The following is a 15,538-nucleotide window of genomic DNA, read 5'->3' as shown; positions in this document are numbered from 1 at the left end:
GAAATACATGAATATTCTCAATGTTATAAATGGTTTATACCTTATAGGATTACTATGGGAAAGGATGTGAAATATCCAAAAAGAAATCATTTTTTATGATGAAATAAAAAATTTTAATGAAGAAAAAGTTATTTCATTATTTTCAAGTTTCGTTAAAGTGCATGTATTTATAATCACTATGAGACAAGGAGCAGAATCCGAAAAAATTTTTGTAAATTAGAAAATTGCATTTCAAAAATAAGTTAAACGTTTATGGAGGGTTATATGAGCGAGAAAATTTATTACTGGTCTCCGATTAAGCATTGGGAGAAGTTGCATAATGAAGTTTTGATAGGGGAAATGAGATTTACAGGTATTCTGTCTGAGTGGTTTCCAGATTTTTATTTTATGGCTCAAAAAGGTGTGAAAATTAGTGAACTAGTAGAGCGCTTTTCGTTAGGAAATGTAGAAGAGACACAAAAAAACATAGAGCTCATGATAAAAAATCGTGTGTTAGTAAGTAATATATTACACCCAAGAGAAGTATTTTCTTCACAAGAAAAGATTTTTTCAAATCCATATAGCAACCAGATTCGCTTTTCTAAAGAAAAGTTAGATAAGTATATGAGTGAACAATTAAATCGCACGCACGTTGCTGCACGGTCGACCGAAATTCAACTTGAAACAACAAATGAGCTACCTACTATAATCAAGGAACGTAGGTCTTGTCGTCAATTTGATATGGAAAAACATATTAGTTTTTCGGAATTTTCCCGATTCTTATCAACTCTAAAACAGGTTAGGGAAGAAAAAATATACTATCATTACGCAAGTGCAGGCGGGCTCTATCCCATTGATATCTTTGTTTATGTAAAACCAAAACGTATAGAGGATATGAAAGCTGGATTTTATTATTATAACCCATCAAAAAATAGTCTTGTGATTGTAAACAACATTGATCAAGTAATCAAAAGTGATCATGAGTTAATTAATCAGGATTTATTTACTCAATCTGCCTTCTCAGTTTATTTGGTTTATAATGCGAACGCTTCCATCCCGAAATACGGTTCAGATGGATATTTATTTGCTTGTATTGAGTCAGGCATTATCACTGCTACCTTAAATATGGTTGCTGAGACATTAAATTTAGGGGTTTGTTCAGTTGGTCATATGAAATTTGAAGATATTCAGCAATTTTTATGTTTGGATAATCATCAAGTGTTTCTCCATGGGCTTGAAGTTGGCTTAAAAATTAACGAGTAGAAGAAATGAATATTAGGGGGATAAAGATAAAAATGCACATTAAAGATCGAAGTTCAATTCATGAAAATAAAGAAGTAGAAGCGTTTTGGAAGGAGCAATTATCTTCCGAGATTCTCGATTTTTCTGTATTTAAATTTAATAGCGATTACCAACTAAATAAAGAAACACCTTGTGAGTACGTTCAAGTCATAGTGAATGTAGAATTTAGTAAAAGTATACAAAAAATAAGTAAGTCTCAAGATTTATTATTATTTAGCTGGTTTCAAGCCGCTTTAAGGGTTTGTTTGGCACATTATACAGATCAAGAAAGAATTACTATTGGTATTCCTATAATTGAAAAGAATCTTGAACAAAGTGAGAATCTTAATAAGTTGATTCCTTTAGGAAGTGAAATCCATCCGCATCACACCTTTAAACAATTAGTAAATGAGATTGAACAAACGACTTTATTCGGGTATGAAAATCAGGAGTATCCGCTCTCTGAATTATTAGTTAAACACAATTTAACTCCTTTTCAAATTGTAATCGGGATGGAAGGATTACATAATGAAAATTCGCTAGAAGAATACGCAGAGAATAATTTAGCCCTATGGATACGAAGAAAATGGAATGAAATACATAATGAATTTGAATTTCAAATTTCTTGTAAGTCCCGTTCATTCTCTTCTTTGCAACAGTTTGCCAATTCGTATTGTTATGTTTTAAAGCAAGTTTTACAAAATCCGAATTTGGCATTGAAAGATATTTGTATTATTGCAGAAGAAGAAAAAGAGTTGTTAGAAGGATTGAATGCTTTTCAAACGGGCATAGACTTGTTTCAATCATTTCAAGATTTGTTTGAAGCGCAAGTATTAAAAACTCCAGATCAAATTGCTGTTGTTTGTAATGATCAATCTTTGACATATAGAGAATTGAATAAGAAAGCGAATCAATTGGCTTCTATTCTTCAAAGTAAAGGTGTTTCAAAAGAAAGTATTATTGGCGTTATGGTAGATCGGTCATTAGAAATGATTATTGGTATGATGGGGATTTTAAAAGCAGGAGCAGCGTATTTACCAATCGACCCTAACTACCCAACTGAACGAATTGAATATATGTTACAAGATAGTCAAGCAAAATATTTACTTAGTAAGCGAACAGAGGAAGTATTGCCGCAATTTGCGGGTGAAGTACTGTATCTTGATAAAGAATATCTTTTCCAAGGTGAAGAAAGTAATTTAGTACGAGAACATAATCCTAATGATTTGGCTTATGTTATTTACACATCAGGATCGACAGGAAATCCAAAAGGGGTAATGATAGAACAAAAATCGCTAGTTCATTTTTTAAATGTAATGAGGGAAAAAGTAAAAGCTAATCAATCATTCTTGTTTCTTGCTAGTGTATCTTTTGATATTTCCTTGTTAGAAATATGTCTTCCTTTAACGCAAGGTTCAAAAGTAGTAATTGCTACAGAGGAACAGTTTGCAACAAAAGAATTGGCTCATTTGGTCAAAAAACATAAGGTGGATTTATGGGAATCAACGCCATCGCGAATGGAAGTGATTTTGAGTGATCCAGAAGGGGCAAGTTTTCTAAAAGATTTAAAATCTATTTTATTAGCAGGAGAAGCATTTTCCATTGATTTGGTTGAAAAAATTCGTTGTATCAGTGAAGCAACAATTTTAAATATTTATGGTCCCACAGAAACAACCATTTGCGCAACAGTAAAAGACTTGAGCACTTCCAAAGAAGTTACGATCGGCAAACCAAATCCGAATTATCATTCCTATATATTGAATAAGTATGGCCAATTAAAACCATTTGGAATTCCCGGTGAACTCTGCATTGCTGGAGTAGCGGTAGCACGAGGGTATCTTGGTAAAAGTAAACTGACAGATGAAAAATTTGTACAGAGTCCTTTTGCGGCAGGGGAAATGATGTATCATACAGGTGATCTCGTTCGTTGGTTGCCTAATGGAGAACTTGAGTATTTAGGTCGAATGGATCATCAAGTGAAAATTCGAGGGTATCGGATTGAATTAAGAGAAATCGAAACTCAATTAAGGGAATATCCAGAAATAAACCAGGCTATCGTTGTTGATCAAGTGTATGGAAATAGGAAATTATTAGCTGCCTACTATGTATCGGATAACAAGGTGTCTTTTGGTGAAATCAGAAAATATTTAAGTAATAAATTACCTGAGTTTATGATTCCTGAAAAAATGATTCAGGTAGAAGAGATTCCATTGAATCCAAATGGAAAAGTGGATAGAAAAAGGTTATTGGATATAACCCAAACGGATTATGTATCAATTCCATACGTTGCCCCGCGCAATGAAATTGAACAAAAATTGGTGCGTGCGTGGGAAAAAGTTATGGAGATTGAGGGAATCGGTATTCATGATAATTTTTTTGCATTAAAAGGAGAATCTATTAAAGCACTTCAGGTAATTAATTTATTAAGAAAAGACTGCTTAAAAATAAGTACAACAGATTTTTTTAAGCACCCTACAATCGCTCAACTGAGTTCTTGTGTAAAGTTAGAGCATAAAGAAGAAAACTTTGAAAGTAAACCAACTCATGTTAAAGATTTGTCTAATCCATTTTCCTTAACAGAAGTTCAGACGGCGTATATGTTAGGAAGGAATTCACAGTTTGAATTAAGTGGTATTTCACCTCAAACATATTTTGAATATGAAACAGCATTGGATATCAATCGTCTTTCAAAAAGTTTTCAAAAGGTGATCCATCGTCATCCAATGTTGCGAGCTGTAATTTTACCAGAGGGAAAACAGCAAATATTACAAAGCGTTCCTGATTACGAGATTGAAATAGTGAGTCTCATAGATTTAGATGATAGGAATCAAAATGCTCGCTTACAAGAAGAGCGTTCTCGAATGACTAACCATGTATTCCCTTTGGGGCAATGGCCTTTGTTTGAATTGAAAGCTTTTCTTTTAAAAGAAGACACATATTTATTATGTTTTCGATACGATGCTTTATTAATGGACGGAGCAAGCATGAACATTGTTGGACAGGATTTGTTGCATTATTATTATAAACCAAATCAAAAATTAGAATCTTTATCTTTTGATTTTCAAGATTATATGTTTATCTATGATGAAATGGAACAAAGCGAAGAATATAAAACAGCAAAAGATTATTGGACAAGTAAGCTTCCTGACTTTCCGTTTGCACCTTCTTTGCTGTTAAAAAAGGATCCAGCAGAGATTGCTACTCCTAAATTCCAATCACTTACAAAAATCCTGGATAATAAAAAATGGACAAAGCTACGAAAGTTAGCACAAGAGAAAGAGGTAACTCCTTCCGCTCTACTTTGTACAATATATGGTGATGTGTTGGCATATTGGAGTAATCAACGTCGATTAGCAATTAACTTGACTGTATTTAACCGTTATCCTGTTCATGATGAAGTAGAACAGATTGTTGGAGATTTCACATCGCTTATTTTATTGGATGTTGATGTAAAACCAGAGCAAACTTTCTTTACTAGAGTAAAAGAAACGCAAGCTACTTTATTAGATGGCCTTGAACATCGTCATTACGATGGAGTTAACTTTATTCGAGATTTTACTCGATATCATCAAATGACGCCAAAAGCAGTTATGCCAATCGTTTTCACCTCGATGTTAGCAGGTGCAGGTGCTTTCTCTTGGGAACAACTTGGTTCTCTTCGCTATATTCATGCTCGGACTCCACAAGTGTATTTGGATAATGTAGTAATTGAAAAAAATGGAGAGTTACTAATTAGCTGGAACTATGTTGAAGAGTTGTTTGATGTTGATGTAATAGAAGCAATGTTTTCCCAATTTGTTGACTTATTGGAACAATTGGTGAAACAAAGCGATATAACATCTTTGCAGATAAAAGAATCGGATCAAACTTTAATTAAGCAATACAATGAAACAACAGAAAAAATACCTTCAACTACTCTGTATCAATTATTTACAGACCAAGTAAAACGTACACCGGATGAAGTAGCAGTGGTATTTGAACAAGAATGGTTAACATACTCGGAACTTCATAAACGTTCTAATCAAATTGCCCACTTCTTAAAAGAGCAAGGTATTGGTCTAGGTGACAAAGTGGGTCTTTTAGCAAAAAGGCGAGTTGACACAATTGTTAATATGTTAGGTATTTTAAAATCAGGTGCCGCTTATGTTCCGATTGATCCCGATCATCCTTTAGATCGCCAAACATATATTTTAAAAAATAGCTCATGCAAGCTTTTATTAGAACCTAGTCTTTATGAAGAAAATCATTTGTCATTTTATACAACAGAAGATATGCCCGCTATTGCTGGTCCAGAAGATATTGCCTATATTATATACACTTCAGGAAGTACAGGAAAACCAAAAGGAGTAATTATTACTCACCAAGCGGTTACAAATACTATTCAAGACATAAATCAAAAATATGAGGTGAATGAAGATGATCGTATTATTGGTATCTCTTCCATGTGTTTTGACCTATCTGTATACGATATTTTCGGAGCTTTAAGCACAGGTGCAATGTTAGTAATGATTCGTGATCCGAGAGACATGCAAGAATTAATCCGCACTGTCGAACGTAGAGGGATTACAATTTGGAATACAGTGCCTGCAATCATGGATTTGGCATTGGATCAAGTAGGTTCTCATTTTGAATATCCTTCTTTACGTTTAGTTTTACATAGTGGAGATTGGATTCCGCTTTCTTTACCAGAAAAAATAAAAAGACATTTTCCGATTGCAGAAGTAGTTTCACTAGGAGGGGCAACAGAAGCATCGATTTGGTCAATTTATTATCCGGTCAAACAGGTGGAATCACATTGGAATAGTATTCCATACGGGATGCCCTTGGCAAACCAAACGTATTATGTGTTGAACTATGAAAAGAAAATGTGCCCTATTGGTGTAATTGGAGATTTATATATCGGGGGAGTGGGCCTTGCTAAAGGATATTTAAATGATGAAAAGAAAACAAATGAAGCGTTTGTTTCACATCCTGATTTTGGTCTTATATATAAAACAGGAGATTGTGGAAAAATGCATTCTGAGGGATATATTGAATTTTTAGGCCGCCAAGATTACCAAGTGAAAATTCAGGGATATCGAGTAGAGTTAGAAGAAATCTCTCATTGTCTTCTAACTTATAAACAAGTCGAACATGCTGTCGTAATTGATCAAACAGATGAGAACGGGATAAAATTTTTAGTTGCATATGTGGTAACTGAGCAAAATATTAGTACAACAGAACTACGAAAGCATTTGCGAGATCACTTGCCAGATTATATGATTCCTTCTTATTTTGTTTATTTGGACCAATTACCCCTGACTCCAAACGGGAAATTAGATAGAAAAGCGCTCCCTACTCCGGAGAAACAAAAAAATGAAGTATTTATTGCCCCAAAAACTGAAATGGAAAAAATATTAACTAGTATTTGGCAAGAAGTACTCAAAATAGATCAAGTTGGAGTAAATGATCATTTCTTCGCCTTAGGTGGAGATTCGATAAAAGCAATTCAAGTGTCCGTTAGACTGTATCGACAAGGATTCGAGCTTGAACCAAAAAATCTATTTTCATTTCCTATATTAAGAGATATGGTTCAATTTGTTAAAAAGCTAGACCAGTTTTCAAGTTCACAAACAAATGATGTAAATATAATGAACGATAATAAAGCTACATTACTAAATGTTAAAGATAAACAACTTAATCAACATACACTTACCAAAATACAAGAAAAAATGCCGGATATAAAAATAGAACGTATTTACCCGCTAGCACCTTTCCAGGAAGTTATTTATGAGCATGCTACGAATGAACCTGATACAAATGCATATTTTGAACAAACAATTTGGGCACTTGAGGGGGAGCTGGATATTAAACTCTTTATTCAGTGTTTCCAACAATTAGTTGATCGTCATGATTCTTTAAGAACAATAATTGTGCAAGATGAACAAGCAAAACCTTGGCAAGCTGTTCTATATGATGTTCAAATAAATTCAGAAATAAAAAACTTGATTGAGATGACGAAACAAGAACAGCAAGAATTCCTAGATCAGTGGATGAATGAAAATTTAAGTCAAGGATTTAAAAATGGTGAACTTATGACCCGTCTCTGTATATTCCAACTAGGTAATAACGAGTATAAGGTAATTTGGAGTTCCCATCATCTATTATGTGATGGTTGGAGCGTCAGCATTTTGATAGACGAATTATTCCAGCTCTACGAAACTACAAATGCGGGAACTACGGCGGAGTTACCTATGGTAAAACCTTTTGAAACATTTATAGATTGGACTTTGGCACAAGATCATGAGAAAGCACGTCATTTTTGGCGAGATTATTTATCAGGATACAATCAGAAAATTAGTATTCCTAAAAAGAAAGTCCCATCTAAAAGTGAAGGGTTAAACTTCACTTTTATGGATTTAACATTAGACAAGGATTTGACTGATCAGTTACAGACATTTGTAACTAAAAATAATATAACTATGAATACGGCATTACTAGCTGTATGGGGAATATTGCTTGGCAAATTTAACGGAACGAGAGAAGTAGTATTGCCTAATCTAGTATCAGTCAGACCTCCCGAAGTAGAAGGAATTGAAAATATGTTCGGTCTGTTCACAAATATTTTGCCTATCCGATTAGCATGGACAGAAACGCAATCTTTTGTGGATTTTCTGCAAAAGGTACAACTAGAGACATTGAAATGTAATGAGTATGCATACTATTCATTTGTTGATATACAAAAGCAAAGTGAATTAAAAACTGAGTTGACTGACCATCTTTGGGTTTTTGAAAACTATCCAACTAATCCAGCAATCTTTTCTTCAAATGAAAACAGACATTTTGCTATCACGGATTACGAAGTTGTTGATGAGCCACATGTAAAGTATGGAATTATGTGCTTCCCTGAAGAAAAACTTACAATAAAGTTTGGATTTGATCAAACGGTATATGAAGCAGAGAAAATACAGGAAATATTAAATCAGATCCATGGATTAATCAACATGATTCTTCAAAATCCAATACAAGCAATTGGTGATTACAAATTATAAAAAATAAAAAGGCGAGCAAGAACTCGCCTTTTTAAATAGAATAGGAGTAAATCAAATGACAAAAAACTTGCAGTTATCAGCCGAAGAGATGCGTCAGTTAGGATATCAAGCGGTTGACTTGATTGTTGATCATATGAATCATTTAAAAAGTAAACCAGTTTCAGAAACGATTGATAGTAATATTTTTAGAGACAAGCTAATTGAAACGATTCCGGAAAACGGATCTAATCCAAAGGAATTACTTCATTTTCTTAATAACAATGTGTTTAATCAAATTACTCATGTGGATCATCCTCATTTTATGGCTTTTGTGCCAGGTCCTAATAATTATGTTGGTGTATTAGCAGATTTTTTAGCAAGTGGGTTTAATGTATTTCCTACAGCTTGGATAGTAGGTGCAGGTGCCGAACAAATTGAATTAACGACAATTAACTGGTTAAAATCAATGCTAGGATTCCCTGATTCAGCTGAAGGACTATTTGTCAGTGGTGGTTCCATGGCTAATTTGACTGCACTTACTGTAGCGAGACAGGTCAAGCTGAATAATGACATAGAAAATACGATTGTTTATTTTTCTAACCAAACTCATTTTTCTGTAGATCGAGCACTTAAAGTATTAGGTTTTAAACAGCATCAAATTTGCCGAATTGAGACAGATGAAGATTTAAAAATTTCAGTTAGTACTTTAAGAAAACAAATAAAAGAAGATCGATTAAAAGGGAAAAAACCATTCTGTGTTATTGCTAATGCAGGGACAACGAATTGCGGAGCGGTGGACTCCCTCGATGAATTGGCTGATGTATGTGGTGATGAAGATATATGGCTACACGTGGATGGTGCTTATGGGGCTGCAGCAATTCTCAGTGAAAAAGGAAGGGAGTTATTAAGTGGAATTCATCGTGCCGATTCTTTAACGTTAGACCCGCACAAATGGCTTTTTCAGCCTTATGATGTTGGTTGTGTACTTATTCGAAATAGCCAATATTTAAGTGAAACATTCCGTATGATCCCAGAGTATATTAAGGATACAGAAACTAATATAGAAGAAAAAGTGAATTTTGGGGAGCGTGGAATTGAACTTTCTCGTAGATTTAGAGCATTAAAGGTATGGCTTTCTTTTAAAGCATTCGGAGTTACAGCTTTTCGTGAGGCAATTGATCATGGCATTATGCTAGCTGAACAAGTTGAAGAGTTTTTAAGGAAAGAAAAAGATTGGGAAGTAGTAACACCTGCCCAATTAGGAATTGTTACTTTTCGTTATATTCCATGTGAGCTAACATCTACAGATACAATTCATGAAATAAACAAAAAATTGGTGGAAGAAATTAATCAAAGAGGATTTGCTATGCTAAGTACGACTAAATTAAAAGAAAAAGTAGTAATTCGACTTTGCTCTATCAACCCAAGGACAACAAAAGAAGAAATACTTCAAATCATGATGAACATCAAAGCATTAGCAGAGGAAATAAACACATCGCCTAAACATCTTATATCTGTTTCTCAACCTTAATATATTAGGCGGATTTTACATATTAATAGCCGATTCTTATTTAGAATCGGCTATTATATTTAAATGATAAATACATATATACTATTTATAAGTGTTTCTCTTGTAATGGGATTAAGCCTCAACCTTGGATACTCGTTTGAAACCAGTCTTTATTGCTTGTACTATTTCGTTCACAGCATAAATAGATACATCGGCATTTGGATTTAACCCTTCAAACCAGTGATAGGCATTTGGATATAAATGAAACTCCACATCAACACCAGCTTGTGCTAGTTTGCTTACATAGGTTAATGTTTCGCTGCGGAATGGATCTAATTGACCAACAAATGTGTAAGTATACGGTAAGTCACTATAATCCTCAGCTCGAGAAGGTGCTGCATAGACAGGGATTTGATCCGTTCCATACATTTCTCCTAAATACATTTTCCAGCCAGCTTCATTTGCCTTTTGGTTCCAAACAAATCCCTCTTTAATTTCATTCGCTGAAGGTGTATCATTTCTGTCATCAATCATTGGATATAGTGGCATTTGTAAACAAATTGAAGGATATTTTCGATCTCGGGCTAATAATGATAATGCTGCTGTTAGTCCACCGCCAGCGCTTACTCCTGCAACCCCAATTCGATTCGAATCAATGTTTAATGACTTTGCATTATCAGCAATCCATTTTAAAGCTGAATAACAATCCTCAATTGGTGCTGGGTAAGGGTGTTCAGGTGCTAAGCGGTAGTCTACAGACACGACCACACAGCTAGCTTCTTTTGCAAACCTCATACAAGTATCATCGTTATCATCTATCGACCCTAAGATATAACCTCCACCATGTATCCATAATAAGACAGGTAAAGATTCATGATTTGATTTTGGACGATAAATTCGTAATGGTAACGGATTATCATCAGGCCCAACAATGACTTTATCTGTTAAAGAAAGAGAGTCATCAACAACGGTAGGTGGTCTCATTTGAGCTATTCCTTCTCTGATTGATTGCAAATTTTCTGGGCGTAAATCGAGATCCGGAAACATCTCTAACCCTTGTAATAATTCTGGATTTACTCTAGTTTTCATTTTAGCACCTCTATTTGTAATTGTTTTCAAATAAATGAAGTGTATTCTAAGTAGTTTAATTGTGAAAGAACACCACAATTAAATTGTAAATTGAATATGTTATAACGGTCAACAGAATATTCAGAAATTAAAACCTTTCTCAAGAAGGAGTTTCATGCAATCAATAATACAAGTAGTGGATTTAAGAGCAAAGTGGTTTAATGTCGTTGTAATTATGTACATTAGAAAAATTTCTTTTTGAGTCTAGAAAAGGATTAGATTCTTTTCTAGACTCATGAAGAATTATGAAAAGCAAAATTTTATAGATAGTTATCTTAAAAATAAACAAAGAGAGAAGAACTAACCAATGTTCTTCTCTCTTTTTCATATGTAATTAGGGTATCCTTAACTGCAAATACGGATGGTATAGATTAATGGATGAATAATTTCCTTTTAAATTAATAACGGAATACATAAAGATTTTTATATGTAATATTGCATATACAGGGACTACTAGTGAAAATGTTGAGCAATGTTTTTCCATATGGTAAATTAGTTCCTTAGTTATTTATTTTATTTCATTTTCAATCGTGTAAGGCTAGGGGCGAAGATTTACAAAGGTGACTAGTAAAAAATATAACAATATAAGTATAAGATTTTGTACTTAGTAATCTCGCGATTTAAGGCATGACATTGGATAAGTGTGGGGAGTTCAATCGATTTTGAATAAAATCAATAGTATCAGTTGCAATTTTTTTACGTTTAAGAACGATCCCGGCATGCCCACATTTATAAATATATCGTGGAGGTCTTTCCCAAGATTCCCACAAGTAGTCTGTATCCTCAGAATGCACATATAGATCATGCTTACCTGAAATTAATAAAATATTTTCTTTTTTTACTTTTGGCAATGCTTGACTCGGTTCAGTGATTTTCCAATAATCTATTAAATCATCATACGTAACACCATGATGTTCCAAGTCTTCTCTAATAAATTTACCTGGAGTTGTATTCCAAATAGAATAAGAAAGTCGATTTGCATAGAAAATGGATGCTAACACATCAATTTCTTCTTCAACAAGAGAGGTTAAGTTAGTAATAAATCCGCCTAAACTAATTCCTATTAGAATCAGGGGCCCCTTTTTATTTGCTTTAATCCATTTAATCAAAGCTCGTAAATCAGCTACCGCTTGTCTAGTTGCTTGTAATGTTCGTTCAATATTTGCACTTACCATATACTCTCCACTGAATAAGGATTGATCGGGTTTTCTTTCAAAATGATAGGGTAGAGTGAAATAATACATATTCCACTTCAGGCTGGTCATATGATCGTGGAATATTTTTTTCACACGTTCGTTAGAATCCATTCTCCAACCGTGAACAAAGATAACATGAGGTGCATTTTCATTTTCATGTAAGAATAATTCCCCAGTTACAGAGTCGTTTCGTGAATCATTGGATTGAACCGAGCTTTTATAGTTGAATTGCCCAACTATGTATTCATTTTCCTGCTTTGAATGCTTAATGTCAAAATGAAAATGTGATGGTTTTACTTTATAAAAAGATTCTATGTTCTTTATATTTAATGAAGTGTTAGAAAGGGAAGTAAACTGAAACGCTACACTTCTTTTTTTGTGTAAATCATATAAGGCGTACCGATCAATGAGTTTTGAAAAAATCAAATTAACCTCCTCCAAAATACATATTGTTTAAAACATAGACAAAATTTATGTTTTAAATTAATTAGGAAATATTCTCTTTTCCTAATAGTAGGTGCTTGAATTATAAAAATAGGTGATAAATTTGTATATTATATTATAAATCTTGCAATAAAATAAAACTATAAATAATTTATATTAAAATTTAAGAAGTAAGTTAATATTCTTATCCTTATAAAAGAATATTAACTTGTTTCTTTTCTTATTAAAAGATGTAATTTCTATGAGGAACTTAACAATTCCCATCTAGATATTCACAAATAGCTTCTCTATATTTATTGTATAGAAATTATACAATAAATATATTTTTTATATTATATACATTAAATTAAGCTTAACCTCTCTTTTCTATAAGTCTCTTAAATTGACTAAATCCTTACCAATATTCAAAAACGACTGCATTTTTGAATTTGTGTTCTAGTTTTTCTTGAACAGGTAAATGAATAACTACACATAAACTCCTTATATCTCTAGTTAAACTACCGATTAGCTCCATATAAACTCTAGATAACCTATATAGAATACAAGTTATCAAGGAGGTAAGAAAAAATGAATTTTATGAAACGAGCAATTCTCAGTATGAAAAAAAGGATAGGAACATCATTAATTTTGATGGCAGTTTTTCTGATTGTTACAAATTTGGTTCTTTCAGGTTTCACAATCCAAAATGCATCAAAAAAAGCAGCGGATGCTGCAAGAAAAAAACTTGGTGCAGATGTTACTTTAGGTCTTGATTTCGACAAAATAGGTCAAAAAGCTAAGGAAACTGGAGAAATGCCAAATCCGCCGCAGCTCGATGCAAAAGAAACAGATCAATTAGCGAAGTCCAAGTATGTAAAAGATTATAATTACATAGCTAACACTTTCGGTATTTCTGATGGGCTTAAACTAGTAGGAGCTTCAGAAGGAGAAGAAGAAGGAAAAGGTAAAGTGGGAATGACGGCTGTGCGAGGCGGTTCAAGCTCTGGTACAGAAATAGATATGAATGCTTCTTTTATGATTGAGGGAATTCGCAAGACTGCATTACAAGAAAGCTTTAAAAACGGAAAAAGTAAAATCATTGATGGAAAACCAATAACAGAGCAAATGAAAGATCAGAATGTAGCTTTAATGGAAAAACGATTAGCGGAATTAAACAATTTGAAAGTAGGAGACAAAGTTAAAGTACAATCAGGGGATAAGAAGGAAACTCTTGAGGTTGAAATTATCGGCATTTACGAAACAAATGAGCAAGCAATGGGTCAACAGGCTCCTCCTATTATGGATCCAGCTAATAAACTATATATGCCGCATTCAACTATGAAAAAATTAGAAGTAGACCAAGGTATAAGTAGTGGTCAAGTCGTGTATTTCTTGAATGATCCACAATATATTGATGCATTTAAAAAAGAAGCAAAAAAATCTAACATTGATTTTAATTATTATAAATTAGATGCGCATGATTCATTGTACAAGCAAATGATTGGTCCTATCGAAAATATCTCTTCGACTTCTCAAATGATTATTTATATTGTATCGATTGCAGGTGCAATTATTTTAGGATTAATCATTATGCTATCAATTAAAGGACGTCGTAAAGAAATGGGAATTCTATTGTCTATTGGAGAGAAAAAGTGGAAACTGATAGCGCAATTCGTAGTAGAAGTAGTGTGTGTCGCTATTTTAGCATTTGGATTATCCATAACAACAGGAGCTAAAGTTTCTCAATATATCGGAGATAATTTACTTTCGAATGAAATTGCTACTGCAAGCGAAGAAACAGATACTTCGCAACATGGTACTGTAATGATGGCTGGATCTGGTGGTACTCTACAAAATCAAAAAGAAGATCCAATTGATAAAATTGATGTAAGTGTAACAGGAGAAGATGTAGGGAAAATGGGTGGAATTGGACTAGCTATTGCTATAATAGCAACGCTTCTTCCAGCATTATCTATTCTACGTTTAAACCCAAAACAAATTCTTTTAAAAGATGAATGAGGAGGCTTAATATGGAGACGATTTTACAGTTTAAAAATTTGGATTATTATTATGAAAGTAATGGGAAAAATGTAGCGATACTAGATAATGTTAACTTTTCTTTTCAAAAAGGACATTTCTACACGATTTTAGGACCATCTGGATCTGGTAAAACCACAACTCTGAGCTTAGGTTGTGGACTGGATGTCCCTAAAAATGGTTATGTACTGTATAATGGTAAAGATATTAGAAAAATTGGTTTGGATCGATACCGTAATCAAAATGTATCTGTAATTTTCCAATCTTATAATTTGATAACCTATATGACAGCTCTTCAAAATGTCTTAACAGCAATGGAAATTACGGGTGTTAAAGTGCAAAATAAAACAGCAAGAGCATTAGAATTGTTAGAAAGGGTAGGACTCACAGAAGTTGAAGCGAAACGAAACGTCCTCCAACTAAGCGGCGGACAACAACAGCGTGTAGCAATTGCTCGAGCACTATCTTGTAATGTTGATTTACTGATTGCAGATGAGCCGACAGGAAACCTCGACGAGGAAACTGCAATGGATATAATAGAACTATTTCAAGAACTTGCACATAAAGAGAATAAATGCATTATTGTTGTGACGCACTCACAGGAGGTTGCTAAAAAATCAGATCGTGCAGTGTATTTAAGTAAGCAGAAGTTGGTCGTAAATGAAATCTAATATAAACATCGTAGCTTTTTAATTCACATAATTTTCAAAATCTAGACCTTTCAAAAGCTTATATTTGATTTATAATAAAATCAAGCCATAATCAAAATGGTCTCCCTGTACTGAATGTTAAAATAGTTTGTTGTTCCCGTTTTAATAATATAATAAAAAGAACTTGTAGGATATTCTAAAATGTACCCTATAGAATAGACACTTGAAAAAAGTCTATTCTATAGGGTATTTCTTGTATAATAAAAGGAAAATTGGGATCGGAGAATGTTGAAAATGACAAAAAAACTATTTACAGAAAGAGAA

General features: G+C 33.4%; 7 protein-coding genes. 5 read left to right on the top strand and 2 right to left on the bottom strand.

Features of this window, described 5'->3' with window-relative positions; genetic code table 11:
- Window positions 1-264: 264 nt before the first annotated feature.
- Genes D1166_RS07845 through D1166_RS07835 form a run of 3 tightly spaced genes read left to right on the top strand, consistent with a single transcriptional unit; the run spans window position 265 to window position 9,801 of the window.
- A complete protein-coding gene (locus D1166_RS07845) occupies window positions 265-1,242 on the top strand; it encodes a SagB/ThcOx family dehydrogenase (protein ID WP_033667158.1) in 978 nt (325 codons plus the stop codon).
- A 32-nt stretch (window positions 1,243-1,274) separates the two neighbouring features.
- Entirely contained in the window at window positions 1,275-8,291 is a 7,017-nt protein-coding gene (locus tag D1166_RS07840) for a non-ribosomal peptide synthetase (RefSeq protein ID WP_118043265.1), read from the top strand.
- A 55-nt stretch (window positions 8,292-8,346) separates the two neighbouring features.
- Entirely contained in the window at window positions 8,347-9,801 is a 1,455-nt protein-coding gene (locus D1166_RS07835; RefSeq protein WP_000164811.1) for a pyridoxal phosphate-dependent decarboxylase family protein, read from the top strand.
- Window positions 9,802-9,912: 111 nt separating this feature from the next.
- Here the strand turns inward: D1166_RS07835 and D1166_RS07830 are convergent, their stop codons facing one another.
- Together D1166_RS07830 and D1166_RS07825 are read right to left on the bottom strand one after the other, a co-directional pair.
- The gene (locus D1166_RS07830) at window positions 9,913-10,869 is read right to left on the bottom strand and encodes an alpha/beta hydrolase (protein ID WP_000857944.1); all 957 of its coding nucleotides are present in this window, start codon (window positions 10,867-10,869) and stop codon (window positions 9,913-9,915) included.
- Window positions 10,870-11,528: 659 nt separating this feature from the next.
- Window positions 11,529-12,530, bottom strand: a complete 1,002-nt coding sequence (locus D1166_RS07825) for an alpha/beta hydrolase (protein ID WP_097856018.1) — start codon at window positions 12,528-12,530, stop codon at window positions 11,529-11,531.
- A 585-nt stretch (window positions 12,531-13,115) separates the two neighbouring features.
- On the opposite strand from D1166_RS07825, the gene D1166_RS07820 reads away from it, so the two are divergent.
- Both D1166_RS07820 and D1166_RS07815 read left to right on the top strand, forming a co-directional pair.
- Window positions 13,116-14,546 carry an ABC transporter permease gene (locus D1166_RS07820; protein WP_097856752.1) on the top strand — a complete coding sequence of 477 codons (1,431 nt, stop codon included), beginning with the start codon at window positions 13,116-13,118 and terminating at the stop codon, window positions 14,544-14,546.
- An 11-nt stretch (window positions 14,547-14,557) separates the two neighbouring features.
- Window positions 14,558-15,235 (top strand): ABC transporter ATP-binding protein, encoded by a 678-nt coding sequence (locus D1166_RS07815; protein WP_030025800.1) that lies wholly within the window; start codon window positions 14,558-14,560, stop codon window positions 15,233-15,235.
- Window positions 15,236-15,538 lie beyond the last annotated feature (303 nt).

The sequence above is a fragment of the Bacillus sp. ISO11 genome, from assembly GCF_003458115.1.
GTDB lineage: Bacteria > Bacillota > Bacilli > Bacillales > Bacillaceae_G > Bacillus_A > Bacillus_A cereus.
The sequence above is the reverse complement of the archived record's forward strand: the minus strand, read 5'-3'. Positions and strand labels throughout refer to the sequence as shown.

What these genes read in the sequence shown, in the direction of transcription:
- D1166_RS07815 (WP_030025800.1), top strand. Translation starts at nt 14,558, where the DNA reads ATGGAGACGATTTTACAGTTTAAAAATTTGGATTATTATTATGAAAGT.
- D1166_RS07845 (WP_033667158.1), top strand. Translation starts at nt 265, where the DNA reads ATGAGCGAGAAAATTTATTACTGGTCTCCGATTAAGCATTGGGAGAAG.
- D1166_RS07830 (WP_000857944.1), bottom strand. Translation starts at nt 10,869, where the DNA reads ATGAAAACTAGAGTAAATCCAGAATTATTACAAGGGTTAGAGATGTTT.
- D1166_RS07820 (WP_097856752.1), top strand. Translation starts at nt 13,116, where the DNA reads ATGAATTTTATGAAACGAGCAATTCTCAGTATGAAAAAAAGGATAGGA.
- D1166_RS07835 (WP_000164811.1), top strand. Translation starts at nt 8,347, where the DNA reads ATGACAAAAAACTTGCAGTTATCAGCCGAAGAGATGCGTCAGTTAGGA.
- D1166_RS07840 (WP_118043265.1), top strand. Translation starts at nt 1,275, where the DNA reads ATGCACATTAAAGATCGAAGTTCAATTCATGAAAATAAAGAAGTAGAA.